This window comes from Nocardioides nanhaiensis, assembly GCF_039542785.1.
GTDB classification, from domain to species: domain Bacteria; phylum Actinomycetota; class Actinomycetes; order Propionibacteriales; family Nocardioidaceae; genus Nocardioides; species Nocardioides nanhaiensis.
Genome location: NZ_BAABIM010000001.1, coordinates 733325 through 758911, shown reverse-complemented (window position 1 = coordinate 758911; position 25587 = coordinate 733325). Strand labels below are relative to the sequence as shown.

Below are 25587 nucleotides of genomic sequence, written 5' to 3'. Positions count from 1 at the left end.
CACTCGCCGTGACCACCCCGGCAACCACAGGAGCCTCCGCATGACCGACACCGTGCAGCCCACCAACATGGACCTGCTCCGCTTCGCGACGGCCGGCTCCGTCGACGACGGCAAGAGCACCCTCATCGGGCGCCTCCTGCTCGACTCCAAGTCGATCTTCGCCGACCAGCTCGAGGCGGTCGAGGCCACCAGCCAGTCCAAGGGCTACGACTACACCGACCTCGCCCTCCTCACCGACGGGCTGCGCTCGGAGCGCGAGCAGGGCATCACCATCGACGTGGCCTACCGCTACTTCGCGACGCCCAACCGCAAGTTCATCATCGCGGACACCCCGGGCCACGTGCAGTACACGCGCAACATGGTCACCGGCGCCTCCACCGCCGACCTCGGCCTGGTGCTCGTCGACGCCCGCCAAGGACTCACCGAGCAGTCCCGCCGCCACGCGGTGATCCTCAGCCTGCTCCGGGTCCCCCACCTGGTGCTCGCAGTCAACAAGATGGACCTCGTGGACTTCTCCGAGGAGGTCTACTCCAAGATCCACGCCGAGTTCACCCAGTTCGCCACCAAGCTGAACATTCCCGACCTCGAGGTCATCCCGATCTCGGCGCTGCAGGGCGACAACGTGGTCAACCGCTCGGAGAACATGAGCTGGTACTCCGGCCCCACCCTCATGCACCACCTCGAGCACGTGCACGTGGCCTCCGACCGCGACCTCGTCGACGTCCGCTTCCCGGTGCAGTACGTGGTACGCCCCAAGAGCGACGAGTGGCACGACTACCGCGGCTACGCCGGCCAGGTGGCCGGCGGCATCCTCAAGCCCGGCGACGAGGTCGTCGTCCTCCCCTCGGGCATGACGTCGAAGATCTCGAAGATCGACCTCTTCGACCAGGAGGTCACCGAGGCATTCCCGCCCATGTCGGTGACGGTGAGCCTCGAGGACGACGTCGACGTGTCGCGCGGCGACATGATCGCCCGCATCAACAACGCCCCGACGCCGAGCCAGGACATCGACGCGATGGTGTGCTGGATGACCACCACCCCGCTGCAGCCGCGCCAGAAGCTGGCCATCAAGCACACCACCCGCACCGCGCGTGCCCTGGTGAAGGACATCCAGTACCGCTTGGACGTCAACACGCTGCACCGCGACCAGGAGACCAAGCAGCTGGGCGTCAACGAGATCGGCCGCGTGCAGCTGCGCACCACCGTGCCGCTGCTGTGCGACCCGTACAACCGGAATCGCACGACTGGCTCGTTCATTCTCATCGATGAGGCGACCGGCGTAACGGTCGGCGCCGGCATGATCAACAGCGGTGCTTAGTGCCCAGCTTTCAGCAGTTGCGCTCGCCGCTGGGCCAGATACAGCGTTGCTTGTGACCAAGTCCTCGCGATGGAGATACTCGAAATAACGCAGCTCGGTCGAGCTTCCACAAGGATGGGCACATGACGCAGCGCGCCCCTGTGGCACTCCACGTCGTTGAGGCGTACGGAGGTGGCGTAAAGGCCGCCATCGAAAACTGGGCAGATGCATCTCCAGAATACCGACATGTAGTCCTCAAAGCCGACCGCGCCAACCACCTTTTCGCGAAAGCAGGTCGGGGACGAGGCGTCGGCTTTATAGACATGCCTCCGAAACACCGCCAGCGCGTGCTCAGCGTTGAAACGGAAGCAGCGCGCGTTAAAGCCGATATCATTCACGCTCACTCCTCCCTCGCGGGGATCTATTCGCGGTTGGCTAGAACGCCGGACATCCCAATCGCCTACTCCCCCCATTGTTTCGCGTTCGAGCGTACAGACATAGGCTCGACGAAACGCCGATCGTTCTGGATGGCCGAGGCGGCTTTAGCGCGCAGGACGAGTATCTTCATCACGGTCAGTGAGCACGAGGCACAACTCGCACTTCGACTGCCAGGCGCTCGCTGTGCCGAAGTTCTGAGAGTCACCTCAGAAACGGAAGTTCGACGCAGACCCGCACAATCGTCGAGACCCAATCGAATTCGACTTCTCAGCGTTGGACGCTTGTGCGCACAGAAGGATCCATATTTCGTGGCTGCTGCACTTCAAGAGTTGCGACACAGAGGGGTACCTTTTGAACACACTTGGGTTGGAGATGGCGACGTCGATATGCGCGCGGCCTTGGAATCCAGTGGATCTCGCGTTGCGGGCTGGCAAAGCGAGGACGAGGTGATTCGTCAAATGGACGCGGCAGATGCCTTCTTGCACTCCGCGGCATGGGAAGGCTCGCCTGTCACCACAGAAGAAGCGCTGCGTTGCGGCCTCCCCGTCATCGCTCGCTCGCTCCCGGTTCTGCGCCAAATGAACCTCGTTGGGCTGGTTGAGTCTCCTTCCGAAATGGCGACTGCCGTCGAACGCCTCGCTGAGGGTGACCTGAAACTAGCCGCGCTCACCAGTCAAGCAGTCTTTGAAAGACATGTACGGCAGCATCCGGCTCGGCTGACAGACCTATATGACCAAGTACGGAGCAGTCACAAGTGATCCGCGTAGGGGCGAGCGACAGAGTCTTCACTCACAACGTTGGAGGCAATTCTCGTTACGCTCGTGAATTACAGGCGAATCTTTCCGACTATGACTGCCATTACGGACCTTTGGAACCAAAGCTCCGTTTACCCATTGCTCGCCCAGGACCCTCGTATGCCATCGCGGAGGGAGTCGGGGCTTTCAGAGGGCGATCCAATGTTGACGTTCTGCATTATCCTGCAGATACGGGACCTCTCCGAGCTAGCAAACTTCCGATCGTGACCACCGTGCATGGAATTGCATCGCGGCACGTCGCCAACGTGCGTTCGCCCGCCTCTGAAAAGTTGTGGCGAGCGCGCGTTCGCCGAGCAATGATGGTGTCCAACAAGATTATTACTGTTTCTGAGTCGTCCGCTCGCGACCTTTCGGAAGTCTTTGAGGTTCCAAGCGAAAACATTACCACGATTCCCCATGGGATCGACCATGGACGCTTCCATCCCATTTCCGAAGGCGACCCCGACGTCACCCTTGAACTGCAACTCCCGGCAGAATTTGCGCTTTATGTCGGAAACTTGGATCCGCGCAAGAATTTGGTCCGTCTTTGCGATGCTTTCTCGCGTCCATCCCTGCAGGAAAGCCGACTCGTAATCGCAGGGCGGCCAGCCTGGGACGCTCAGCCAATTCTCGACAAGATCCACGACTCGCCGAATGTGACTTACTTAGGCCCAGTCCCTGAGGAACTCCTCTCGCCTCTTTTGCGCGCGGCGCAGTGCTTCGTATTCCCATCCTTGTACGAAGGCTTTGGCTTCCCGGTACTTGAGGCGATGGCATGTGCAGCACCAGTAATCACAACCCATCGTGGCTCTCTAAAAGACGTAGCTGCGGATGCGGCAATGATCGTTGACCCAGACGATCCCGACTCGATAGCCGATGGCGTAGCTGCCGTCCTGAGTTCCAGTGAACTGAAATACGATCTCATTGCGAAGGGCATCCAGAATGCGAACCGCTTCGACTGGCAGACGTCGGCTCGTCATCACGCACAACTCTTCAAGGAAGTCGTGAACGGTGCGCATACTCATCGCTAATGCCTACAACGCGCAAAATGCTGGAGACGGACTTCTTGTTCACTTGGCGCATGAGGCCCTTAGAAGCACTGCTCCACCGAATAGCAGCTTTGGGCTCATCGCTTCAGCTCCCCAGACCTTTCCAGCATTTGAAACGGTGACTGCGCCGGCTGGCGACCTCAACACGTTCGGTCGCCTCCGAGATGTGGCAACTCGCTTTGTGGGGCGAACCCCCACCCGCGTCTTCCAGGCCATCCAAGCAAGTGATCGTGTCGTAGCAGTCGGTGGTGGCTACATGCGCTTCGGACACGCTACTGAAAGTTTCAAGACCAGTAACGTGCATCTACCACAGTGGGAAAGCGCAACCCGCCTAGGGCGTCCACTGTTCTTGCTGCCACAGAGCATTGGGCCACTAGGGCGTTCAAGAAATGCGGTTCGCGAAATATTGGCCTCAGCGGAGCGAGTCTACGTGAGAGACGAGCGTTCGTTCGAGGATCTGCGCGACATTAGCACTGTTCGTCGAGCTCCGGATCTCGCGGTAATGGAGCTCGCCAAGGATCTGAATCTTCTGGAGCGATCGCCGTCAGGCGGGACTATAGGTTTGATCTTCCGCCCGTTGCGCGGGCGGACGGCTTACCCAGACTCCGTCCGCCGCCTCTCTGAGAGACTGACACAATCTGGCGCAATTGGTCTGCTGCAAAGTTCCGCAGGTTCTGGAAACCAGGATGACGCGTTCATGCGGTCCGTAGGCGTACAGCCTGCGGACCGGCTACTAAACCGTCTAACTGTGCACTCGGAACGCCCCTCGGTGACTGTCTCAGTCCGGCTTCATGGGTCATTGCAATCTTTACTCGCGGGCGTTCCTTCCATCCACCTCTCTTACGAGCGAAAGGGATTCAGTGCTTACGATGACCTGGGCCTCTCGAACTGGGTACATAATGCATACTCATTCGATCCAGAATTGGTCGCCGAACAGGCGCATAGCCTCAGAGAGGATAGTAGCGGTTACTGGAACTCAATTGTGATCGCGCAGGCCAAGATTGAGAATGCGCGTCAGCAGTTACTTCTCGACCTTGCCGCTTTTCTGACGGACTAATGACGCTTCTGCGAAGGCTCATGGCGTCCGGCGTACCTTCGCTGCTTGCAAGTGGAGCGATCGCCGGAACCCCCCTACTTGGCTTATTCGTGTTCGATGCGACCGAATATCGAACCTGGGCTCTGGTCGCAACGGTTTCGACTGTGGCCATGTCGCTCGATCTTGGAACGCAGTCAATGGCGATGCGCCTACCGAGCACAGGGCCAGCAGACAAAGCTGGCGTAGCTGGACTCATCCCGCTCGCCGTCATGGGTCCGATCGGCGCCACCTTTGCATTCCTCGCCATCTGGGCAGTTGCATCGACTACCTTCGGAGAGACGGGCTTTCCGCAGCATCATATCCTGATTGCTATTGCAATTACAGGCATCGGTTGCGGGTGGCGAAGCGCGAGCAACGTGACCTTGGCCCTCTTTTTGGGTCTCGGGAGATTCAAACAGCGCGCCGCAATCGTGACAACGTCCGCTTTTCTTCAGTTGGGGGCGACTGGAGTCGCCCTCACGGCTGGCGCCGGACTGTTCTCGCTTCCCATTGGTGTTCTTTTCGGAAGTTTCGTCCAATGGCTCATGGTTATCACCGTTCGTGACCTGCCGCGTGGCGACAAAAGGCACTCGGACGCATACCTTCGAGAGCGGCGGTCATTCGCCATGAGTAAGGGGCTCGTGACGGCCTTGGGTCTCAGCGTTACCCAGATGGACCGGTGGGTTCTAGCTGTATTGATGCCTGTCGACATCTTCCGCATCTATGACAGCGCACTTCGCGTTGTTATTCTCGGTAAGCAGGCAATCATCGTTGGCACTCAGGGTCTAGTGGCCGAGTCTGCTGCTTCATCGCCTCAGCGCGTATTCTCGACATCTCTGAAAATCGTATCTACGCTTTCTGCGCTTCTGTTTTCAGCTTCAGCAGTGTCGGCATTCTTTGTTTTGTCGGCGACCGATTCATTCGGCTTAGCAGGATGGGTCGTGCTATTGGCAAGCGCCGGACACTGCGTCAACCTAGTGACCTTGCCAGCCAGTCTCGTCCTGACTGGTGCCGGCAGGCCATCGGTCGAGCTCTGGTATGTGGCGCCGCTGGCAGTGACTGTGTTTCTATGTTACTGGGCTGCGTTGCTGCTTGATGACTGGAGATTTGCTGTTTCAGGTTGGTCCGCGGCCCTGGTTCTCAGTTCTACCATTTTCGTCTTCGTAACCCCGTCCCTACTGAAACGGAACGCTCATGAGGCTGTCCCTTCTTGAAAGACTCAGTGAACGGCGCGCGAAAGCCTTTGTAGCACGTCGGCTCATCGAGAGTGGTCGCATGTCATGGGGAAGGCACTCGTACTCATACCCGAGGATACGAACTTACGACGGCGACACCACAACACGCCTCGATGTCGGCAATTTTTGTTCGATTGGCGCAGAGACTGAGATTCTTCTTGGCGGGAATCACCCACTCGATCGCTTGTCTACTTTTCCGATAAATCGACGACTCAAGGGATCGGTGTCTGATGACATGGGATTTCCCTCGTCTAAAGGAAACGTCACCATAGGGAATGACGTTTGGATTGGGCACGGAGCACTCATATTGAGCGGTGTTTCTATTGGTCACGGTGCCGTCGTCGCGGCAAGGACCGTCGTGCACCGGGACGTTGCCCCGTTCGAACTAGTCGCAGGATCACCGATGCAACATGTGAAGTTCAGGTTTTCGGTCGAGGATCGTGATGAATTGCTGGATCTACGATGGTGGGACTGGCCAGATGCCGACATTCTGGCCCGAGCTCACCTCATCAACGGAAGATGCTCAGTAACTGAATTGAAGGCTTCCCGACTGTGAGACCCGCCTCGGTCCTGACACTTATCCTTGCTCTGATCTTCGTCTCGATCCCTATTGATTTCGTTGAATTGTCTTCCGTTCCATCCGCGATCTCTAACGTTGCTCTCGTCGTTGCGCTTGCTCTCTTGCCGAACTTGGTTGCTCGTCCTTCCGGCCAGAGATCGGTGCTTCTTGCCGTGTCCAGTCTTCTTGCGTTGAATTTGCTCTCGTCCTTCCGGATAGGCACTGTAGTGACGGTAGTTCCCGTCCTGGCAGCTGGGCTTGCCCTCTCCCAACTCCCCAAGAGATTGAGCGTGCGATTCTGGGTGGTTGTCTTTTTCGCCTCAGCGATATCCAACGTGGTCGAGTGGGCTAGCGGCACTCATATCTTCATTGGAGCTTTCGGAGTTCCCTTCCAGGATGCCACACCGACCGAGTTCCGGGCTCGTGGCCTGTTCGGCGCTGCGGTGCCGGCCGGCGTATTCACAACCGTATTAGCAGTTCTGCTTCTGAGCCAAAAAGGTGACGCACGTCCATCCCGATCGCTGAAAAGTTGCGTGGTCGTCTTCGCCGGCGGCAGCCTCGCTGCGACTGGCACAAGGACCGGTTTGCTGGTCGCCCTAGTGTGCTTGACAATCGCTGTTTTCAGGCTGCGGCCGACCACCCGCCTCTCGCCGCTTACTCCCTTTCTGGGGATCGGGCTTCTAGTAGCTGGCGTGGCAGTATGGTCCGGCCTGACATCCACTCGATTGTTCTCCGTCAACAACGTGCAGGCAACCGATAGTTTTCAGATCCGATCTCTTGCCCCAGATGTTGTCAGATTGTGGTTCGAACGTTGCTCTGATCCCGTTTGCTCGGTCACCGGATTCGGTTATCGGTCTTTGCTCGCAGAACTGCAGGTGTCGGGACTGACGGATCGATTCTCGACGGTTGACAACCAGTATGTGTCAGTGTTGTGGGACTTCGGACTCGTGGGAGTAGGCGCTCTTTTTCTGACGCTATTCTGGACGCTCCTTCGTTGCTTCAGAAAGTCCAGTCTGGCCGCGGTAGAGAATGTGTCGCTCCTCGGCCTCTTAGTCGGGTTGTTTTTCTTTGATGGTCTGTACTTCAGATCCGGCCTGTTACTGTTCGCATTCCTCATCGGAGCATGCTGGGAGAGTCGTCGCCAACATCGCGACCTGGCGTTACCGGAAAGGAAGAAACAACAATGGTCTCAGTCGAAGTAGTGGTTGTCGCCTTCAATTGCCCTACCGAAATGCTTGATGCGTGCGTGAGCAGTGCGTTGGCCGAGCAGACAGACTCTGTGTCCGTGTCGGTGTGCATCGTTGACAATGCCAGTTCTGCTCCCGTTCGTCATTGTGATGGGAACGGACGCATAATGCGGAACGAACAAAACCTAGGGTTCGGTCGTGCAGTCAATCAAGCTGTGAGAACGTCGACGAAGGATTACGTTCTGATGCTCAATCCCGACGCGACGCTAGCTCAGGGCGCTCTGGCGCGTGCACTTAGCGCGCACGACGACACAACAATCTCGGTGCTGATGTTGATGAAGGGTGATGAGGTCCAATTGGACGCGTACACGCCTTGGTTTTTCTCGCTGGAGCGTCAGGTTCGACGCAGGACTTTAGCAGGGAAGTTGTCGAAGCCTAACACTGAGCCAGTAGAGGTTCGAAAGGCCTGCGGCGGCGCACTGTTGGCATCAGTCGGGCTACTTCAGCAATTCGGCCCATTCGACGAGCGATACTTCCTATATGGCGAAGACTTTGATTTTTCGCTAAGATTTCGTGGTTCCGGGAAACGAATTTTCCTACAAAGAGGATCTATTGTCCATCACACGGCTGCATACAGTGCCAAAAGCCACGGCGAGTTGGTGGAGCGCGCAAGAGCTGATGCCGCCGTGCGGCTGGGTTCTTACCATTTGCCGAGGATCCTTTCACTCGCGCAGCGGGTAGAACTTTTCATTGTGACAATTTTTGGGGTATTGGTTGGGGGAAGGGCCTCCAAACGAAGTATTCGCCTCTGCCGCCTGAAGGAACTTCGCAGATGGGGCCTCGCGCGAGATTGTCCCGCTTTCGATCCGCGACATTTATGAGCCGTTCAGTAGCGTGGTTCGGTCGTGCTGCCGGGATCCACTTGGTCGTCGCGATTCACGTCAGCCGTCCTGCCGAGGCAACCTCAAGCTGCGCAATCTTGGTGGCCCCTCCGAGGAGCTCGTCGGCCCAGATCGAACCAGGTGTAGCTCGAACGCCTGACCGATGCGGCACAGCGGAGTTCTGTCCTTACCGTCGTCCAGACAGCGTCGCCGTAGATCTGGCGCAGCTCGTCGTCGGACTTGAACGTGCCGTCGTCGTTGGCCGCCTTGCGCTAAAGCACGTTGATCAAAGTGAGCACGTACCCTCCGTTTGCGGCTCTAAGGTCTTGGCCAGAGTTGGGTGGCTGCCCAGCCTGCGATAGCGGCAATGAGCTACGGAACTGGACGGCTGCCGACCACAACTTGATCCAGCACCGGTGCAATGGGCTGCCTGCCACGCATTCCCGACCGAGGGCAGAGCGCGTGGCCGATCCGACTTACACTCGCGGGCATGACTCGGACCGCCAGAAGCATTGGCCTGCTGCTCGTGCTTGCGGTCGTCCTGATCGCGGCCGGGTACGTCTCGCTCAACCCGCCCGGCAAGGGCGGCTCAGGCGACGGCGAGGGACTTGGCTACCGGGCACGGCCCGTGCAGCTCGCGCCGGAGCGCGCTGATCTGGCGGGAGTCCCCTCAATGGAGAAGGTGTTCGACAGGCTGGCTGAGGCGCGGCCCTTCAACATCTTCATCGTCGGCGACTCCACCGGCATCAGCGAGCGTGGCTGGCAGCGGCAGCTGATGGCCTGGTTGGGCGAGAAGACCGGCCGCGCGGTCTCGTTCACGCAGTGGTTCACCACCGAGGACGGCGGCCAAGGTTACTACAAGCCGTTTGAGCTAGTCGGAGGCGGCGGCGCCCCGATCAACGTCTACAACGCCTCGGCCGGAGGCAAGGGCTGGGACTACACCGAGGAGACCCTGTCCGAGACCATGGACCCGCTCGACGGCAAGCGGGTCGACCTGCTGATCGTCAACCACGGGCACAATGTTTTCCCGGCGGGCGACTACTACGCCGAGGGGGTGCTGCGGGTCATGGACCCGTTGGTTCGCGAGCACCCCGAGATGGGCGTGCTGCTGATGAAGCAGAACCCCGAGAAGAACAGCAACCGCGACTCCGCCATGCGTTCGGTGTCGCGGCAGATCGACTTCTACTCCGAGGAGACCGGAGCGATGTTCGTCGACGTTTTCGCGGCGTTCGAGGAGACCGGCCAGCCGGAGAGCCTCATCGACAAGACGAAGTTCCACCCCACGCCCAAGGGCTACGTGCTGTGGTTCGAGACCGTGCGTGACGCGCTCGAGCCTCTGTTGCCGACCCGCCGGACCACGGCGCGCTGACCACGCGCCTCATGCATGGCCGGTCGCGTTCGGGTGCGTGCCGTCCGTGGTCAGTACATCTAGCCCGCCTTGTAATCGGCGCAGTCGCGCGCTGACTCGGCGACGTCGGAAGTTCGACCCAGCCAGCGAGCGGGTGGCCCGTCTGCCCGCCGCACACGGCCCTTGCGCCGGATGCACCCGTCGCCTGCACGATCTTTCTAGCGTTGGCGGCAGCCCCGTCGCGCAGCCACGTGTTGAAGGCCAGGCGGAGGGGCTTACGGTCGGTGAGCAACTGCACGGTCTGGTTGCCCACGGCGGCCCAGGCGTGGGTGGAGGTGGTCTGCTGAGTAAGCGTGGTGGCGATTCAGGGCGTCGACTTTGGCCTGCCTTGGGCAACGGTCTGGCCGATGACTGTGTTCACTGACAGGTCAGCCAAATTGTGCCGGCCCGGAGGCTACGTTGCGCCACGTGCACAACTGCGGGGGAAGCCGCGGATCGCTACCAGTAGGCCTTCCGCCACGAAGGCCGCTAGGCGACTCGCGCGTGGTGTTATTGCTGCCTTCGGCGCGTCCCGGAGGGATTGGCGGCCGCATCAGAGTGAGGGCCGCCACCTGGTGGTCGCGGCCCCCACTATCCAGCACAAGGTCCATTCAGATCGGAATCGTGACCTCAGCGATGTCACCGACGTGCGCACGCACGGTTTTGTCGACCGGGTCGGCCTTGGGAGCCAGGGTGCGCAGCGTCCACTCCCCCTCGCCGGCGAAGAACCGGAAGTGAACGGTCGACAAGGTCGGGACCTCGGCGGTGAACTCACCCGAACGGTCCAGCAGCCGCACGCAGGCGTTGCCCACGGGCTCACCCTCACGCACGACCTGGCCCTGGATGATGGCCTCCTTCTTCACGTCCACACCGTCGAGGGACAGCCCGCCCTCGGTCGCGCCGCACATCAGGCCTCACCCGGCTCGTCGCCCAGGGCCACCGGCACGCCGACCAGGGAGCCGTACTCGGTCCACGAGCCGTCGTAGTTCTTGACGTTCTCGTGACCCAGGAGCTCCTTGAGCACGAACCACTTGTGGCTCGAGCGCTTACCGATGCGGCACAGCGCGATGGTGTCCTTGCCGTCGTCCAGACCCGCGTCGCCGTAGATCTGGCGCAGCTCGTCGTCGGACTTGAAGGTGCCGACGTCGTTGGCCGCCTTGATGGGAGGCGCGGATCTCCGCGGATCTCGGGGCTCGGCGCTGGCGCCCTTTGCAACTTGATCAGCAGGGTGTGGCCTCGGGCCGCGGGCCATCTCGCCGGATCTCGTGGCTCGTCGCTCGCGCTCTTCGTACCTCGATCAGCGGGCTTTGGGTGCGGCAGCACTTCATCTCACCGGGTTTCGACCCGCTCGGCGCTGGGGCGCCTCACAGCTCAACCAGCGGTGAGACCCCTCACACCATGCGCGCCAGGGAGAGCAGCCCCATAATGGCCACCGTCCCCGAGGCGATCAGTACCGACCACCCAGGCGCTTGCGTGATTGCGTCCGCTCGACGGGCCGAGTAGCGGTGGCTGGACTCCACGAGGATCACCAACCCACCCACCGTGCCCACCAGCAGCCACAGCCCAGCAGCCGCACCACACGCTGAGGCGGTCACCTTGGTCATGGTCGCTGTCGCAATCATTAGGGAGAGGGCTGTGCGCCGCCAGGCCATCGCAGTCCGCTCGTTCTGCAGACCACGGTCCATGGCCGGGTCGGGGGTGGTCACCAGAGCAGCGCCCCCAGCACCACGCCCAGCAGCACGAGACCCAGCGGCAGCACCGCCACCAGGGCGAAGCCCGGTAGCGGCTGGGACAACCTCATCGCGCGCTCCGCCCGCGCCCAGCGGACACCCGAGAACACAGCACACGCGACGCCCAGCACCACGAGCACGACCGCCAGCACCCGGCCCAGCGCCTCCTGGTCGCCCAGGCCGACGACCTCGGCCGCCACTCCCCCGGCGATCAGCGCGAGCGCAGTGCGGATCCAGGCCAGGTAGGTGCGCTCGTTGGCGAGGCTGAAGCGGTAGTCGGGTTCGGTGCCGGCCTCGTAGACCGACCGGGGGCGGCGCGCACGGGTCCGCGCTGCGGAGGTGCCCTCACCCATGGTCGTCACCGGTCACCGGAGGGCCGTAGGCGAGGGTCTGGTGCTCGAGGAACGCCTCCAGGCCCGGCATGGACCCCTCTCGGCCCCAACCGGCCAGGTCGAAGCCGCCGAACGGCACCTCGGGTGAGTTGGGGGTGCCTGTGTCGATGCCGACGATCCCGATCCGGAGTCGCCGCGCGAGCGCGGTGGCGTGCTCCTGCTCCGGGGCGACCACGTAGCCCCCCAGGCCGCGCTGCCACTCGTTGACCTCCTGCACCACCCGGTCGACGTCGCGGAAGCCACGCACCTGGAGCAGCGGCCCGAAGACCTCACGCTCCCAGCTCTCGATCTCGCGGTCGGCGTGCACCAGCGCGGCCGGGGTGTGGCAGCCCGAGTCTTCGTCGACCGGGGCGCTGCGGACGACGCGACAGCCGCCCCTCTCCGCCTGTGCGGCCAGCCCCGCGATCGTTCGTGCGTGCTCCGGCGTCCGCTGTGGGCCCAGGGTGGTGGCGGCGTCGTCCGGGTCGCCACTCTGCAGCGCCTGCACGCGGTCGGCCAGCACGTCGATGAGCGGCTCGAGCTGGCTCTCGTGCACGAAGACGTTGTTGGCCGCGATGCAGGAGGCGCCGTTGTTCCGGAATTTGGCCACCATCAGGGTGTCGGCGGCACGCTCCAGGTCGCTGCCGGGCAGAACGATGGCCGGCGCCCGGCCGCCCAGCTCGAGCACGCTGCGGGTGAGCGTGGCGGCCAGACGCGTGGCCAGGTGCACGCCGGCCTCGGTGGACCCGGTGAACGAGACCGCCCGCACCCCAGCGGAGCCGGCGAGCGCGAGCCCCTCCTCGCGACCCCCGAGCACCAGCCCCACCACACCGGGCGGAAGGTGCTGCTGGCACCGCAGCACCAGGTCGACAGCAGTAGCCGGCGCCAGCGGCGAGGGCTTCAGGACCACGGGGCACCCTGCGGCGAGGGCAGCAGCGATCTTGCGTACCGGGATCGAGAGCGGGAAGTTCCACGGCGTCACGGCCGCGACGACCCCGACGGGAGTCAGCGCCACCCGCGCGGCCGGCGTCGTCTGGCGCGGCTCGCCGTCCGGCGTGATGGAGGCGAACCACTCCAGGTAGCGGCACGAGAGGTCCACCTCGGCGAGGGCCTCCGCCCGCAGCTTGCCGCTCTCGGCGACGATCAGGGTGGCCAGCGTCTCGGCGGCGGCGCGCAGGTCGGCCGCCAGCGCACGCAGGGCGCGCGCCCGCTCTCCGGCCGGCACCGCGCGCCACCCCTCGGCGGCGCGCCCCGCCGCCTGCACGCAGGCCTCGACGTCAGCGGTGGAGGCGGCGCCCACCCGGGCGACGACGGCCCCGTCGTGGGGGTGGAGCACCGTGGACCAGGTGCGCTCCGGGCTGGCGACCAGGTCGCCCGCCACCAGCGCCGCGATGCCGTCGGGCGTGGTCGTCGGCCTCATGCTCTTGCTCCTCCCACGACGTGTTCCTCCTCGAGCACCGCGTACCGCGCGCGGGTCTCCAAGTCGATCGCCACCCCCAGGCCGGGGCCCGGCGGCACCCGCACCCGGCCGTCGCGCACCTGCCATGATTCGTCCAGCAGCTCGGTGCGCAGCGCACTGGCCTGCACGTCGAGCTCGACCATGGGCACGTTCTCGAAGGCCGCGGCCACCTGCACCGAGGCTGCCAGGGCGACTCCTCCGGAGTAGCAGTGGGGTGAGACGAGCACCCCGTGCGGGGCGGCGGCCCGGGCCACCGCCGCGGTGGTCGACAGCCCCCCCGACTTCGCGGGGTCGGGCTGGATCAGCGTCAACCGCCCGTGGCCGAGGTACTGCTCGAAGGCCGACCGGCCGTACAGATTCTCCCCCGCCGCGATCTGCAGACCAGTCGCGTGCGAGAGCCGGGCCAGCTCGTCGGGCCGGTCGTCGCGCAGGGGCTCCTCCACCCAGGCGGCGTCCAGGTCGCGCAGCACGGCGCTCATCTCGACGGCTTGCTCGAAGGTCCACGCCCGGTTGGCGTCGGCGTACAGCGCCACCTCCTCACCCAGCGTGGCGCGGATGGTGGTGAGCGTGGCGGTGTCGGTGGCCGCCCCGAAGCCGACCCGGGCCTTGACCGCACGCACCCCCTGCCGGCGGGCCTCCGCGCAGAGCTCCTCGACCCGGGTCGGGCCGATGCCGCTGGCGTAGACCTCCACCGTCGACGGCGGGGGCGCCTGCCCGGGCGAGAGCAGCTCGGCGAGGCAGAGGCCCCGCCGCCGGGCGAGCACGTCCCACAGCGCGATGTCGAGTCCGCTGAGCACGTGCCAGATCGGCCCCACCGCTCCTGCCTGCTCCGCCCGCGGCAGGAGCACCCGCGCCAGGTCGTCCAGCAGTGCGGCCGGGTCGCTGACGTCGCGCCCCCGCAGCAGCGGGAGCACCCCGTGGCGGAAGGTCTGCAGGCGCTCGTGGCAGGCCCACGCCGGGTGGTTGACCCAGACCTCGCCCATGCCCCAGACACCCTCGACCTCCACCTCGACGAGGAAGGCGTGGCGTGCCTCGAGCACGCCGATCGACATCTCCACCGGGGCGGTCAGGGGCTCGCGCAGCACCGACAGGCGCACGCGATCCACGTGCAGCGCAGTGTCGCTCCCGGCCGTCCTCATCGGGCCACCGCCGGTGAGGGCAGCGGCGTCGCCGCCAGCTGCGGCACGGGCTCGACGAGCATCGCTCGGACGACGTTGGCGCTCCTCGTGTGGTCGGCGCTGCCCGCGCCCACGCCCACCTTCACGACCGTCGCCGGGGGTGGGGCGCCCCAGGCACCGACCTGGGCGACCAGCAGGGCCGCACCGGTCGGCGTGCAGAGCTCGGCGCGGACCGGCCCCGCCTCCAGCACCGCGTCCGTGCCGGCGAAGAGCTCGAGGACCGCCGGGACCGGAACCGGCAGCAGGCCGTGCGAGGTCCGCACCTGGCCCGACCCCACCGCGACGACGTCGGCATGCACCTCGTCGACGCCCAGGTCCTCGAGCGCCACGCAGACGCCGACGACGTCGGCGATCGCGTCGAGAGCGCCCACCTCGTGGAAGTGCACCTCGTCGAGGCCCACGCCGTGGGCGCGTGCCTCGGCCTGCGCGAGCAGCCGGAAGGTCTCGAGCGCGCGACGCCGGGCGCCGTCGTCGAGCTCCGGCCCGGCGGCGGTGATCAGGTCGCGCACGTGGCTCCAACCCCGGTGGTGGTGCGACTCGGCGACACGCACGTGCGCCTTCAGCGCGGCGAAGCCGGCTCGCCGGACCGGCTCCACCGTGATCTCGACCGGCTCGGGGGCCACGGCCGCGACGCCGGCACGCACCCGCTCCAGCGAGGCCCCGAGGTCCAGCAACGCTCCCAGCAGCATGTCGCCGCTGGCACCGCTGGCGCACTGGAGGGCGAGGGACGGCACCTCAGCTGCGCTCCAGTGCGCGGTCGGCGATCTCGACGTCGCCGTACCCGGCGTCCGTCACCGCCCTCAGCACCTGGTGGCGCACACCCGGCCCCTGGACCGCGGCCAGCTCTTCCGGCCCCAGCTCGATCCGCGCCGTGGAGCCGTGGTGGCGCACGCGCAGGCGGCGCAGCCCGAGGTCGCGCAGGCCGGCCTCGGCCCGCTCGATCTGGGCGAGCCGCTCCCGGGTCACCGGCGTGTCCACCGGCACGCGGCTGGCCAGGCACGGCGCCGACGGCTTGTCCCACACCGCCAGGCCGAGAGAGCGGGCCAGGGCACGCACCTCGGCCTTGCCGATGCCGGCCTCCGCCAGCGGCGAGCGCACGCCGAGCTCGGTGGCGGCGCGCCGGCCGGGTCGGTCGGGGGAACGGTGGTCGTCGGCCGTGTCGCCGTTGACGAAGACGTCACAGCCCAGGGCGTCGACACCCTCGCCGAACGCCTGGGTGTACAGCTCGAACTTGCAGAAGTAGCAGCGGTTGCCCCGGTTGGCCACGTAGTCGGGGTCGTCCAGCTCGTGCGTGGGCACCTCACGGCACTCGACACCCAGCGAGCGTGCGGTCGCGCGGGCTTGCTGCAGCTCGGCCTGCGAGAGGCTGGGGCTGACGCCGATCACGGCCGTCACCCGCTCGCGGCCCAGGGCGCGGACCGCCAGCGCCACGGTGACCGAGGAGTCCACGCCACCGGAGAACGCGACGGCGACGGCGCGCGCCCCCTCGATGGTGGCGGCGAAGCGGTGGGCGAGCTCCTCCAGGTCGGCCGGCTGGGCCTCCGGGTGGAGGTCCGGCAGGGCGCTCACGACACCTCCTGGGCGGAGGACGCCGGCAGCGCCCCCTCGGAGGTGGCGGCGAGCTGCCGCAGCTTGTTCTGCATGTCGGTGCGCACCCGCAGGACGTGGGCGACCATGTGCCGGCGCGAGGCCTCGGCGTCCCCAGCACGCAGGGCCGCGATGATCTCGCGGTGCTCGGCCATGGCCTGGACCGGCCAGTCGCGGTCGGCCTCGAGCATGCCGAGCAGCATCCGGTGCAGCACGGGCTGCAGCATCCGGGTCAGCTGGGGGTTGCCGGCGGCGCTGAGGATGCGGGCGTGGAAGTCGACGTCGGCGCGGATCATCTGCGAGCGGACCCCGGACGCATGGGCGGCCTCGTGCTGGTCCTGGACGACCTCCAGGTCCGCGACCAGGGACGCGTCGCCGGCCACCGCAGCCAGCTCGGAGGAGAGCCCCTCCAGCTCGGCGCGCACCTGGTAGAGGTCGATGAGCGCCGGCAGGTCGGCGGAGGCGACGACGGCGCCCGAGTGCGGCCGCTCCGTGCCGAGACCCTCCTGCACCAGGCGCTGGACCGCCTCCCGGACCGGGCTGCGGCTCAGCCCCAGCTCCTCGGCGATGGCCGGCACGCTGAGCCGCTGCCCGGGCAGCAGCTGGCGCGTCAGGATCCGCTCCTTGAGAAGCTCGTAGGCCTGGTCGGCCAGCCGCGAGCGCTGGATGCCGAGTGCCATGGGGACTCCTGTCGTGAGGGTGCCGCTGCCCGGGACTCCGGGCGGATCGTCTCAGGTGGTGCGGTGGGCGTGCCGTCGGACGTCGCGCCCGGTGATGGTCTGCAGGACCTTGACGACGGCGATCGAGTCCTCGGCCCCGTGGCCGGCGGAGAGCGCCATCGTGTTGAGGTGCTGCGCGGCCGTCCCGGTGATCATCGGGACACGCAGCTGATCGGCCAGATCCAGCGCCAGGCTGTTGTCCTTGTGCATCAGCTGCACCGTGAACGTGGGCTCGAAGTCGCCGTCGACGGCGCGCGCGGCGACGTCGCGGAACAGCGGACTCACCGACGCGGCCCCGGAGCCGACCACGAGGTCGACCCATCGGCCGGGGTCGAGCCCGGCGGCGTCGGCGAGCACCAGCAGCTCGGCGGTGACGGCGTTGATGGTGCCCAGCATGAGGTTGTTGAGCACCTTCGTGGCCGAGGCGGCCCCGACGTCGCCGACACCCTCGACGAGCCCGGCGACCGGCGCCAGCACCCGCTGCGCGAGGGCCACCGTCTCCGCCGAGCCACCGACGGGGAAGGTCCAGCGCCCCACGGACTCCGGGCGCCCCAGTATCGGGGTGTCGGCGTACACCTGCCCCCGGGCGGCCGCGACCTCGGCGGCCGCGCGGGCGTCGGCCGGGCCGACGGTGCTGGTGTCGAGGACGGTGAGGTGTGCGCCGGCCGCCGCAGCGGCGTCGGCGAGCTGGGTGACGACGTCGAGCACCAGGCGCGGCGTCGGCAGCGAGAGCACCACCACCTCGCAGCCGGCCAGGTCCGCGGCCGCAGGGACGACGGTCACGCCGGCCTCGCCGGCACGCGTCGCCGCCTCCGGCGAGGGATCGACGGCCGTGACCTGCGCACCTGCGTCGACGAGACCCGTGGCCAGGCGCAGGCCCATCGCCCCGAGACCGACGACGCCGATAGCCATGCCGGCGGGGCCGAGATCAGTGCTCTCCACAGCCGAGGTCACTCGACGCCGGCTTCCCGCGCCGTCTCGATGAACAGGGAGGTGTCGAAGAACTCGTCGGGGTCGACGAACTCCGGCAGCCCGCCCAGGTCGACGTAGGCCTGCTCGGCGGTCCCGATGACGTCGGAGACGGTGCCGTCCTCGTACATCTGCACCCAGTCGGCGTTGGAGTTGTTCTCCTGGAACTGCACCTGGTACTCGAGGTCCTCGATCGTGGCCTGGCCCTCGTAGGCGACCTCGTGCACCTCGGCGAGCGCGGCGTCGGGGTCCTCCTGGAACGCCTCGTTGCTGGTGAGCCACCCGCGGATGATCGCGGCCATGGCCTCCTCGTTCTCCTCGTACCAGTCGTTGTTGGCGATCCAGCCGTCGGCGACGGCGGCCTCCTCGTAGTTGCCGGCGTTGTCGACCTCGACGGCGTCGGGCATGCCCTCCTTGACCCGCAGGTCGAAGGGCACCCACAGCGCGATGGCGTCCACGGACCCGGAGACGAAGGCCTGGACGGCGTCCGGCATCGCGGCGTTGACGACCTCGACGGAGTCGCGCTCCACGTCCGCTGCCTTCATGGCCGCGTTGAGGAAGACGTCGGCCGTGGTGCCCTCGGTGGTGATCAGCGACTTGCCGGGCAGGTCCTCGACCGACTCGATGCCGGAGTCGGGCTGCACGTAGAGCCGCGCGGTGGCCGTCTCGATGGAGTTGACCATGAAGATCTTGCCCTGGCCCTGCGCCGGGAAGTTGGAGGTGACGCCGCCCATGATCGCGACGTCGATGGCGCCGCTGGCCAGCGCCTGGCTGACCGCGATGCCGGTGTCGAACTGGGTGGCCTCGATGTTGATGTCCTCGTCGGCGAAGTAGCCGTTCTCGAGGCCGTAGTGCAGCTTGTCGTCGACGGCGATCGTGTGCAGGTAGCCGACCTTGACGGTGGTGGCCCCCTCGGCCGCCTCCTCGTTCTCGGGTGTCTCGTCGAGCGCGCCGCAGCCGGCGAGAGCGAGCGTTGCGGCCGCAGCCAGGGTGATGAGTGTGCGCTTCACGGGGTTCCTCCATGGGTGAACGAGGACATGCTGCGCATGACCTCCTCGAGGTGGCGGCGGAGCTCGATGAACTCCGGCGAGGTACGCGACTCGGCGGTCCGGGGCATCGGCACCGGGACGTCGAGGATCTCGTGGACCCGGGTGGGCCGGTTGCTGAGCACCACGATCCGCGAGCTGAGGAAGATGGCCTCCTCGACCGAGTGCGTGATGAACATGGCGCTGCGCTGCTCCTCGAGGTTGGCCTCGTGGAGCAGCTCCTGCATGAACTCGCGCGTCTGCGCGTCCAGCGCCGCGAACGGCTCGTCCATCAGCAGGACGCTGGGGTTGGTGGCGTACGCCCGGGCGATCGCCACCCGCTGGCGCATGCCGCCCGAGAGCGTCTTGGGCAGCGCGTCCTCGAAGCCGCGCAGCCCCATCAGGTCGATGTAGCGGTCGGTGGCGGCGTTGATGTCGGCCTTGTTGTGCCGGTTGGCGCGCAGCGTGAGGCCGAAGGCGATGTTCTTGCGCACCGTCAGCCACGGGAAGATCGCGTACTGCTGGAACACCACGCCACGGTCGTGGTGCGGGCCCACCACCGGGCTCCCGTCGATCTCGACGGAGCCGGCGTCGGCCTTCGCGAACCCGGCGGCCAGGGTGAGCAGCGTGGACTTGCCGCACCCGCTCGGCCCCAGGACGCTCACGAACTCGCCGCTGCGGACGTCGAAGGAGACGCCGTCGAGCACCTCCTTGCGCTTGGCTCCCTTGCCGAAGCCGATCCGCACGTCGTCGAAGTGGATCTTGGGGACCCCGGTCGCGATCGCGCCGTCGTCCAGCCTGTGCTCGCTCATCAGCCACCCACCCTGTCCTGCCACCGCACGGCACGCTTCATGACGACCGCCAGCAGGCGGTCCATGACCAGCGCGGAGAGGCCGATGAGCACCACCCCGCCGTAGACCATCTCGATCTGGAAGAAGTTGGCCGCGTCCTGGATCGACGCACCCAGCCCGCGTTGGGCCGCGATCAGCTCGGCCGCCACCAGGGTCGCCCAGCACACGCCGACCGCCACCCGGACGGCGACCAGCACCTGCGGGACGGCCAGGGGGACGATCACGCGCCGGAAGAGCTCCATCTCCGAGGCGCCCATCGAGCGGGCAGCCCGCACGTAGATCTCGTCGGTGGAGGCGATGCCCTCGTAGATCACGACCACGGAGGCGAAGAACGCGGCGTAGATGAGGATGAACAGGCGCGCCTGCTCGCCGATGCCGAGGTAGATGATCACCAGCGGGATCAGCGCGATCGGCGGCAGGGCCCGGAAGAAGCTGAAGAGCGGGTCGAACATCTGCCGCAGCGGGGTGTACCAGGCCAGTAGGAAGCCCACCGGCAGCGCCAGCGAGCAGCCGACCGCCACGCCGATGAGCACGCGCAGGACGCTGAGCCGCACGTCGAGCAGCAGGTCGTCATCGCGGAACTGGGTGGCCAGGGTGCCGACGACCTCGTCGGGCCGCGGCAGCTGCCCCGGGGGCATGACCCCCGAGACGGCGACGAGGTACCAGACGAGCACGAAGGAACCGAAGCCCGCCAAGGGCCACAGGATGCGCCCCCAGATCTTGGACACAGGTCACGCCTTTCGGTGGACTGTCGATGAACAGAGCCGGCGGCGAGGCGCGTGCCCCGGGTGACGGCGTGTGACGAGCACCACGATTGCATGTAATGTGTAGATCGTCAAAGGGTTCACACCGATCGGAGTTCACATGGATGTCGAGTTCGAGTACGGCGACGGGGCCCTGACCGCCTCCCTCCCCGACGACGCGGTCGTCGTCCGACCCGAGACGGCGACGCACGAGCCGCCGCCGCTGGAGGACCCGGTGGCCGCGACCCGTGCGGCGCTGGCCTCGCCGCTGGGCAGCGAGCCCATCCGCGGGTTGGTCTCCGCGGGCAGCACGGTCACCATCGCCTTCCCCGACCGCGTCAAGGGGGGCACGCAGGAGACCGCGCACCGCAAGACCTCTATGCGGCTGCTGCTCGAGGAGCTCGACCAGGCCGGCGTGCGGCGCGAGGACATCCGCCTCGTGTGCGCCATCGGCCTGCACCGCAAGAACCGGCACGACGAGTTCGTGGACTACCTGGGCCGCGACGTCGTCGAGTCGGTGCCGGCCGCCAACCTGGTCAACCACGACGCCGAGGACCCCCAGGGCATGGTCGACCTCGGCACCTCGGAGCTCGGGGACCCCGTCGCGATGAACAAGGCGCTGGCCGAGTCCGACCTGACGATCCTCATCGGCCACACCGCGGGCAACCCGTACGGCGGCTTCAGCGGTGGCTACAAGATGCCGAGCACCGGCCTGACCTCGTGGCGAAGCATCGCCTCGCACCACGCGCCGCGCAGCCTCTACCGCGACGACTTCGTGCCCGCTTCCACCGGCAGCCGCTTCCGCGAGCAGCTCACCGCCATCGGCCAGCGGATGCAGGAGGCGATGCCGCAACCGTTCTTCAGCATCGACGCGGTGCTCGACAGCCGGTCACGGCAGCTCGGCGTCTACGCCGGCTCGATCCCCGAGGTCGAGAAGGCCTCATGGCCGCTCGCCACCGCCCGCACCGACCTCCAGGTGCCGGGCGAGCCCGCCGAGGTGCTCGTCATCGGCGTGCCCCGCAACTTCCACTACGGCGCCGGGATGGGCTCGAACCCGATCCTGATGATGCAGGCCATCGGCGCGAGCGTGGTCCGCGCCAAGAAGGCGCTGGTGGAGAAGCCGGTCGTCATCGCCGCCGCCGTGTGCGACGGCTGGTTCAACGACAGCGAGTTCCCGCCCTACCGCGAGGCCTACGAGCGGTTGCAGTCGTGCCAGCACCCGGCCGACATGGCCGCGCACCAGGAGGCGATGGCCACCGACCCCGAGTGGGTCTACCAGTACCGCCACCAGTTCGGGTACCACCCCTTCCACGCGTTCTCGATGATCTACATGGGCGGCATCGCCCGCGAGCACAGCTCCGCCATCTACGTGGCCGGCGCCCGCAACCCGGGTCTCGCCCGCGGCATGGGCGCCCGCACCACCGCGACGGTCGAGGAGGCACTGGCCGAGACGACCGCGATCCTGGGGCACACCCCCCGGGTGCTGGCGGTTCCGCGACTCTCGCAGCCGGCGTTCCACCTGACGAGCGAGCGCGCCTGAGCCATGACGAGTGTTCAGCAGGACCGTTCGGGGGCGCCCCGGGTCGACGACCTGGGATGGGCGCGGCTGGACCTGGAGCGCGCCGCCCGCACCGGTGACCCGGAGGTGGTCTACGGGCAGGGCAAGACACCGAGCCAGGTCGTCGCAACACTGCGCCGACTGCACCAGCACCACCCCGAGCGCCAGGTGCTCGCCACGCGCGTCGACGACGCTGGGCGCGAGGCGGTGCGCACCTGCCTGCCCGGGGCCGTCGTCGACGACCAGGCGCGGACCGTCGTGCTCGGGCCGTTGCCGCCCGCGACCGGTCGGGTCCTGGTGCTGGCCGCAGGCACCGCGGACGGACCCGTCGCCGCCGAGGCCGCCACCACGGTCGCAGTGCACGGCGCCGAGGTCGAGCGCATCGACGACGTCGGCGTGGCGGGTCTGCACCGGCTGCTCGCGGTGGCCCACCGGCTCGAGGACGCCGACTGCCTGATCGTGGTGGCCGGCATGGAGGGTGCGCTGCCCTCCGTCGTCGGCGGCCTGACCGGCACGCCCCTCGTGGCGGTGCCCACCAGCACCGGCTACGGCGTCGCGGAGGGCGGCGTCACGGCCCTGCACGCGATGCTGAGCTCGTGCGCGCCCGGCGTCGTCGTCGTCAACGTGGACAACGGGTACGGAGCCGGCGTGCACGCGGCGCGCGTGGCGCGGGCTGCCGCGAGGGCCCGACAGCCCGTCTAGGCGTCGGGAGCCGCACCCGTCATCTGCCACCTGGGGAGGCGCGGGTACTCGTACCGGGTGACCTCGAAGCGCGCACCGACCCAGTAGCCGTCCGCCCCCTTGAAGAAGCAGTACCAGGACCCGCTGTAGCTGCAGTCGGGTGCCGTCTTCCTGGCAGGTCGGTCCTTGAACATCTGGAGCGCGTAGCGTGAGCTCGGGGCTGTCAGCCGACGCATCGTGGCGCGATCGTCACGCTTCCAGGCCTGGTGGAACTTCGCGGCGACGCGGCGTCCCTGGGTCTTCAGGAACCGGTCGCGCTTGCGGCAGGCCGGTCGGTAGACAGCAGGGTCGGACTCACCTCGGCAGGTGTCGTTCAAGCGCCAGTACTCCTGGCCGGTCATCCCCTTCTTCGCAGCGGTCGGGGCGGCTGCCGCCTGGGCGGCGTCCGTCGGTGCCGTCGCGTGCGCGGAGACCTGCACCCCGCTCGACATCATCAGGGCCGCCATGAGCAGGCCACCGAGCACCGAGGCCAGTCGCCACCCTCCGTGAGTGCGTCGGACGAGGTGGTTCGAGGGATGAGGCGACATGGGGCGAGGGTAGGTGGGCTCCTCGGGTTGCCGCTCGGGAACGCACGGAACGGGGGGTGGGCGGGGCCGCTCCCTCGAAACGGCGCGAGGGCCGCGACCTGGTGGTCGCGGCCCTCGTCGTCATAACAGTTCAGGTCAGAGCGGGATCGTGACCTCGGCGATGTCGCCCACGTGCGCGTGCACGGTCTTGTCGACCGGGTCGGCCTTGGGGGCCAGGGTGCGCAGCGTCCACTCACCCTCACCGGCGAAGAACCGGAAGTGGCCGGTGGCCGAGGTCGGGACCTCGGCGGTGAACTCACCCGAGCGGTCCAGCAGGCGCACGTAGGCGTTGCCCACGGGCTCGCCCTCACGCACGACCTGGCCCTGGATGATGGCCTCCTTCTTGACGTCTACGCCGTCGAGCGAGAGCCCGCCCTCGGTCGCGCCGCACATCAGGCCTCACCCGGCTCGTCGCCGAGGGCCACGGGGACGCCGACCAGGGAGCCGTACTCGGTCCACGAGCCGTCGTAGTTCTTGACGTTCTCGTGGCCCAGCAGCTCCTTGAGCACGAACCAGGTGTGGCTCGAGCGCTCACCGATGCGGCACAGCGCGATGGTGTCCTTGCCGTCGTCCAGACCCGCGTCGCCGTAGATCTGGCGCAGCTCGTCGTCGGACTTGAAGGTGCCGTCGTCGTTGGCCGCCTTGCTCCACGGCACGTTGATCGAGGTGGGCACGTGGCCGGCGCGCTGGGCCTGCTCCTGCGGGAGGTGGGCCGGGGCCAGCAGGCGGCCGGCGTACTCGTCGGGGCTGCGCACGTCGACCAGGTTCTGGGTGCCGATGGCGGCCACGGTCTCGTCGCGGAAGGCGCGGATGGACTGGTCCTGCTCCTGCGCGGTGTAGCTGGTCTTCTCGCGGGTGGGCACCTCGTCGGTGAGCTCGCGGGAGTCCAGCTCCCACTTCTTGCGACCGCCGTCGAGCAGCTTGACGTCCTGGTGGCCGTAGAGCTTGAAGTACCAGTAGGCGTAGGCGGCGAACCAGTTGTTGTTGCCGCCGTAGAGCACGACCGTGTGGTCGTTGCCGACGCCCTTCTCGGAGAGCAGCGCCTCGAACTGCTGCTTGTTCACGAAGTCGCGGCGCACCTGGTCCTGCAGGTCGGTGGTCCAGTCGAGCTTGATGGCGCCCTTGATGTGGCCCTTGTCGTAGGCGGCGGTGTCCTCGTCGACCTCCACGAGCACGATGCTCGGGTCGTCGAGGTGGTCCTCCACCCACTGGGCGGTGACGAGGGAGTTCTCGCGGGACATGTGATGCCTTTCTTGCTTCTCTGGGGAGATCGGGTCAGTTGCTGCTGGTGAGCAGCGAGCCGCCGGTGACCCGACGGACGATGAGGTAGAGCTCGCAGCCCAGGCACAAGCCCATGGCGGCGTTGAGCAGCGCGGCGACCAGCGCGAAGCCGGTGGCCACCAGGCCCAGGGTGGTCACGCCGGTGAGCAGCCCGACGAGGCCGACCGCGGCGAACACCAGGCCCACGCCCTGCGCGAACCGGGGCGGGGCGGCGTCCTCGAGCTCGGCCGGCGGGCCCAGGCGCGGCCGCGCGAGCGTGCGGTACAGCCACGCGTACGGCGTCCGCTGAACCCCCACGGCGACGGCGAGCGCGAAGAGCGCCGTCTGGAGGGCCAGCAGCACGGTGGCCAGCGTGCTCGGCGCGGTGAGCAGCACGGCGGCCAGCACGACGACCGTGATGGTCGCAGCGAAGCGCTGGCCGCGGGGATCGACCTGGGCACTGCTGAGGGGACTGCTCATGGAACTGCTCCTGGGGAAGACGGGAATGACTCGTCTGCGTGCCTTCGTATCCTACTGAGTCAGTAGAGATAGAGCTCGGGCGCGCTCAGGAGTGCCGACACAGCGACGAGCGCGTGCGGCAGTGGTCCACTGCGCGCCGCTTCGTCAGCCAGGTCGTGAGCATGGGCTCAACGGTAGGGGCAGGGGCGGGTGACCCCAACGCGAGGGTCCACATGGTGAGCAGTGCTTCCATCATGTGAGATGCACGTGTGTGCGCCCCCGTCAGTGGAAGCCGGCGACGTGCGGGCACGCGCGCCCGTGCTTGAGACGGCAGCGCACTCGCCGTCGCAGCCGGGTGAGTCTTCCTGAGGCCATGGCGACAGCCTGGCCTCCGCACATTGCCGGCATCGAACGACGGCGCGAACGAATGTTGCGAGGGCTGCGACTAGTGGTGGTGGCGGGAGGGCGG

Annotated in this window: 27 protein-coding genes and 1 pseudogene; 11 read left to right on the top strand and 17 right to left on the bottom strand. The window is 66.8% G+C overall.

Features of this window, described 5'->3' with window-relative positions; all coding sequences use genetic code 11:
- The first annotated feature begins 40 nt into the window (after positions 1-40).
- The 9 genes from cysN to ABD948_RS03635 all read left to right on the top strand — a co-directional run bounded on the left by cysN (position 41) and on the right by ABD948_RS03635 (position 9884).
- The gene (gene cysN / locus ABD948_RS03665; RefSeq protein ID WP_345262755.1) at positions 41-1318 is read left to right on the top strand and encodes a sulfate adenylyltransferase subunit CysN; all 1278 of its coding nucleotides are present in this window, start codon (positions 41-43) and stop codon (positions 1316-1318) included.
- A gap of 122 nt (positions 1319-1440) precedes the next feature.
- Complete coding sequence (locus ABD948_RS03660; RefSeq protein WP_345262753.1) at positions 1441-2493, top strand: glycosyltransferase; 1053 nt, start codon at positions 1441-1443, stop codon at positions 2491-2493.
- On the top strand, positions 2490-3560 hold the full coding sequence (locus ABD948_RS03655; RefSeq protein WP_345262751.1) for a glycosyltransferase family 4 protein: 1071 nt from the start codon (positions 2490-2492) through the stop codon (positions 3558-3560). Before ABD948_RS03660 ends, ABD948_RS03655 begins: the two co-directional genes overlap by 4 nt.
- The gene (locus ABD948_RS22110) at positions 3541-4635 is read left to right on the top strand and encodes a polysaccharide pyruvyl transferase family protein (RefSeq protein ID WP_425576520.1); all 1095 of its coding nucleotides are present in this window, start codon (positions 3541-3543) and stop codon (positions 4633-4635) included. Before ABD948_RS03655 ends, ABD948_RS22110 begins: the two co-directional genes overlap by 20 nt.
- An 89-nt stretch (positions 4636-4724) precedes the next feature.
- The gene (locus ABD948_RS03650; protein ID WP_345262749.1) at positions 4725-5867 is read left to right on the top strand and encodes a hypothetical protein; all 1143 of its coding nucleotides are present in this window, start codon (positions 4725-4727) and stop codon (positions 5865-5867) included.
- On the top strand, positions 5848-6444 hold the full coding sequence (locus ABD948_RS22105) for a CatB-related O-acetyltransferase (RefSeq protein ID WP_425576519.1): 597 nt from the start codon (positions 5848-5850) through the stop codon (positions 6442-6444). The genes ABD948_RS03650 and ABD948_RS22105 overlap by 20 nt, the downstream gene beginning before the upstream one ends.
- Positions 6441-7649, top strand: coding sequence for a hypothetical protein (locus ABD948_RS03645; RefSeq protein ID WP_345264491.1), 1209 nt, complete (start codon positions 6441-6443; stop codon positions 7647-7649). Before ABD948_RS22105 ends, ABD948_RS03645 begins: the two co-directional genes overlap by 4 nt.
- The gene (locus tag ABD948_RS03640; RefSeq protein WP_345262747.1) at positions 7571-8515 is read left to right on the top strand and encodes a glycosyltransferase; all 945 of its coding nucleotides are present in this window, start codon (positions 7571-7573) and stop codon (positions 8513-8515) included. Before ABD948_RS03645 ends, ABD948_RS03640 begins: the two co-directional genes overlap by 79 nt.
- 490 nt (positions 8516-9005) lie before the next feature.
- Entirely contained in the window at positions 9006-9884 is an 879-nt protein-coding gene (locus tag ABD948_RS03635; protein ID WP_345262745.1) for an SGNH/GDSL hydrolase family protein, read from the top strand.
- A 629-nt stretch (positions 9885-10513) separates the two neighbouring features.
- Here ABD948_RS03635 and ABD948_RS03630 read toward each other — a convergent pair.
- The 13 genes and pseudogenes from ABD948_RS03630 to ABD948_RS03570 form a co-directional block, all read right to left on the bottom strand.
- The gene (locus ABD948_RS03630) at positions 10514-10810 is read right to left on the bottom strand and encodes a DUF1416 domain-containing protein (RefSeq protein ID WP_345262743.1); all 297 of its coding nucleotides are present in this window, start codon (positions 10808-10810) and stop codon (positions 10514-10516) included.
- Positions 10810-11076, bottom strand: a pseudogene (locus ABD948_RS03625) (sulfurtransferase); the annotation flags it as partial. The gene ABD948_RS03630 and the pseudogene ABD948_RS03625, both read right to left, overlap by 1 nt.
- Before the next feature lie 217 nt (positions 11077-11293).
- The gene (locus ABD948_RS03620; protein WP_345262741.1) at positions 11294-11608 is read right to left on the bottom strand and encodes a DUF202 domain-containing protein; all 315 of its coding nucleotides are present in this window, start codon (positions 11606-11608) and stop codon (positions 11294-11296) included.
- The gene (locus ABD948_RS03615) at positions 11605-11985 is read right to left on the bottom strand and encodes a YidH family protein (protein ID WP_345262739.1); all 381 of its coding nucleotides are present in this window, start codon (positions 11983-11985) and stop codon (positions 11605-11607) included. The genes ABD948_RS03620 and ABD948_RS03615 overlap by 4 nt, the downstream gene beginning before the upstream one ends.
- The gene (locus tag ABD948_RS03610) at positions 11978-13423 is read right to left on the bottom strand and encodes an aldehyde dehydrogenase family protein (RefSeq protein ID WP_345262737.1); all 1446 of its coding nucleotides are present in this window, start codon (positions 13421-13423) and stop codon (positions 11978-11980) included. Before ABD948_RS03610 ends, ABD948_RS03615 begins: the two co-directional genes overlap by 8 nt.
- Positions 13420-14568 (bottom strand): mandelate racemase/muconate lactonizing enzyme family protein, encoded by a 1149-nt coding sequence (locus ABD948_RS03605; protein ID WP_345262735.1) that lies wholly within the window; start codon positions 14566-14568, stop codon positions 13420-13422. Before ABD948_RS03605 ends, ABD948_RS03610 begins: the two co-directional genes overlap by 4 nt.
- Positions 14569-14597: 29 nt before the next feature.
- Positions 14598-15374, bottom strand: a complete 777-nt coding sequence (gene larC / locus ABD948_RS03600; protein ID WP_345262733.1) for a nickel pincer cofactor biosynthesis protein LarC — start codon at positions 15372-15374, stop codon at positions 14598-14600.
- A 1-nt stretch (position 15375) separates the two neighbouring features.
- Positions 15376-16209 (bottom strand): ATP-dependent sacrificial sulfur transferase LarE, encoded by an 834-nt coding sequence (gene larE / locus ABD948_RS03595; RefSeq protein WP_345262731.1) that lies wholly within the window; start codon positions 16207-16209, stop codon positions 15376-15378.
- On the bottom strand, positions 16206-16907 hold the full coding sequence (locus ABD948_RS03590; protein ID WP_345262729.1) for a GntR family transcriptional regulator: 702 nt from the start codon (positions 16905-16907) through the stop codon (positions 16206-16208). Before ABD948_RS03590 ends, larE begins: the two co-directional genes overlap by 4 nt.
- Positions 16908-16958: 51 nt before the next feature.
- The gene (locus tag ABD948_RS03585) at positions 16959-17900 is read right to left on the bottom strand and encodes an NAD(P)-dependent oxidoreductase (protein WP_345262727.1); all 942 of its coding nucleotides are present in this window, start codon (positions 17898-17900) and stop codon (positions 16959-16961) included.
- A complete protein-coding gene (locus ABD948_RS03580) occupies positions 17897-18925 on the bottom strand; it encodes an ABC transporter substrate-binding protein (RefSeq protein ID WP_345262725.1) in 1029 nt (342 codons plus the stop codon). The genes ABD948_RS03585 and ABD948_RS03580 overlap by 4 nt, the downstream gene beginning before the upstream one ends.
- Positions 18922-19752, bottom strand: coding sequence for an ABC transporter ATP-binding protein (locus ABD948_RS03575; protein WP_345262723.1), 831 nt, complete (start codon positions 19750-19752; stop codon positions 18922-18924). Before ABD948_RS03575 ends, ABD948_RS03580 begins: the two co-directional genes overlap by 4 nt.
- Positions 19752-20519: an ABC transporter permease gene (locus ABD948_RS03570; RefSeq protein ID WP_345262721.1), complete on the bottom strand. Its 768-nt coding sequence runs from the start codon at positions 20517-20519 to the stop codon at positions 19752-19754. Before ABD948_RS03570 ends, ABD948_RS03575 begins: the two co-directional genes overlap by 1 nt.
- 136 nt (positions 20520-20655) lie before the next feature.
- On the opposite strand from ABD948_RS03570, the gene ABD948_RS03565 reads away from it, so the two are divergent.
- Together ABD948_RS03565 and larB are read left to right on the top strand one after the other, a co-directional pair.
- A complete protein-coding gene (locus ABD948_RS03565) occupies positions 20656-22074 on the top strand; it encodes a lactate racemase domain-containing protein (protein WP_345262719.1) in 1419 nt (472 codons plus the stop codon).
- Positions 22075-22077: 3 nt separating this feature from the next.
- Positions 22078-22794 carry a nickel pincer cofactor biosynthesis protein LarB gene (gene larB, locus ABD948_RS03560; protein WP_345262717.1) on the top strand — a complete coding sequence of 239 codons (717 nt, stop codon included), beginning with the start codon at positions 22078-22080 and terminating at the stop codon, positions 22792-22794.
- Here the strand turns inward: larB and ABD948_RS03555 are convergent.
- The 4 genes from ABD948_RS03555 to ABD948_RS03540 form a co-directional block, all read right to left on the bottom strand.
- The gene (locus ABD948_RS03555) at positions 22791-23360 is read right to left on the bottom strand and encodes a hypothetical protein (protein WP_345262715.1); all 570 of its coding nucleotides are present in this window, start codon (positions 23358-23360) and stop codon (positions 22791-22793) included. The two genes, larB and ABD948_RS03555, sit on opposite strands and share 4 nt — an antisense overlap.
- Before the next feature lie 135 nt (positions 23361-23495).
- A complete protein-coding gene (locus ABD948_RS03550) occupies positions 23496-23792 on the bottom strand; it encodes a DUF1416 domain-containing protein (protein WP_345262713.1) in 297 nt (98 codons plus the stop codon).
- On the bottom strand, positions 23792-24640 hold the full coding sequence (locus ABD948_RS03545; RefSeq protein WP_345262711.1) for a sulfurtransferase: 849 nt from the start codon (positions 24638-24640) through the stop codon (positions 23792-23794). The genes ABD948_RS03550 and ABD948_RS03545 overlap by 1 nt, the downstream gene beginning before the upstream one ends.
- A 34-nt stretch (positions 24641-24674) precedes the next feature.
- Complete coding sequence (locus ABD948_RS03540) at positions 24675-25139, bottom strand: DUF4395 domain-containing protein (protein ID WP_345262709.1); 465 nt, start codon at positions 25137-25139, stop codon at positions 24675-24677.
- Positions 25140-25587 lie beyond the last annotated feature (448 nt).

Bases quoted from the DNA above. Each gene is read 5' to 3' on its own strand.
- cysN (WP_345262755.1), top strand. From the start codon at position 41: ATGACCGACACCGTGCAGCCCACCAACATGGACCTGCTCCGCTTCGCG.
- ABD948_RS03660 (WP_345262753.1), top strand. From the start codon at position 1,441: ATGACGCAGCGCGCCCCTGTGGCACTCCACGTCGTTGAGGCGTACGGA.
- ABD948_RS22105 (WP_425576519.1), top strand. From the start codon at position 5,848: ATGAGGCTGTCCCTTCTTGAAAGACTCAGTGAACGGCGCGCGAAAGCC.
- ABD948_RS03640 (WP_345262747.1), top strand. From the start codon at position 7,571: ATGCTGGGAGAGTCGTCGCCAACATCGCGACCTGGCGTTACCGGAAAG.
- ABD948_RS03635 (WP_345262745.1), top strand. From the start codon at position 9,006: ATGACTCGGACCGCCAGAAGCATTGGCCTGCTGCTCGTGCTTGCGGTC.
- ABD948_RS03630 (WP_345262743.1), bottom strand. From the start codon at position 10,810: ATGTGCGGCGCGACCGAGGGCGGGCTGTCCCTCGACGGTGTGGACGTG.
- ABD948_RS03615 (WP_345262739.1), bottom strand. From the start codon at position 11,985: ATGGGTGAGGGCACCTCCGCAGCGCGGACCCGTGCGCGCCGCCCCCGG.
- ABD948_RS03610 (WP_345262737.1), bottom strand. From the start codon at position 13,423: ATGAGGCCGACGACCACGCCCGACGGCATCGCGGCGCTGGTGGCGGGC.
- ABD948_RS03590 (WP_345262729.1), bottom strand. From the start codon at position 16,907: ATGGCACTCGGCATCCAGCGCTCGCGGCTGGCCGACCAGGCCTACGAG.
- ABD948_RS03575 (WP_345262723.1), bottom strand. From the start codon at position 19,752: ATGAGCGAGCACAGGCTGGACGACGGCGCGATCGCGACCGGGGTCCCC.
- ABD948_RS03565 (WP_345262719.1), top strand. From the start codon at position 20,656: ATGGATGTCGAGTTCGAGTACGGCGACGGGGCCCTGACCGCCTCCCTC.
- larB (WP_345262717.1), top strand. From the start codon at position 22,078: ATGACGAGTGTTCAGCAGGACCGTTCGGGGGCGCCCCGGGTCGACGAC.
- ABD948_RS03555 (WP_345262715.1), bottom strand. From the start codon at position 23,360: ATGTCGCCTCATCCCTCGAACCACCTCGTCCGACGCACTCACGGAGGG.
- ABD948_RS03550 (WP_345262713.1), bottom strand. From the start codon at position 23,792: ATGTGCGGCGCGACCGAGGGCGGGCTCTCGCTCGACGGCGTAGACGTC.
- ABD948_RS03545 (WP_345262711.1), bottom strand. From the start codon at position 24,640: ATGTCCCGCGAGAACTCCCTCGTCACCGCCCAGTGGGTGGAGGACCAC.
- ABD948_RS03540 (WP_345262709.1), bottom strand. From the start codon at position 25,139: ATGAGCAGTCCCCTCAGCAGTGCCCAGGTCGATCCCCGCGGCCAGCGC.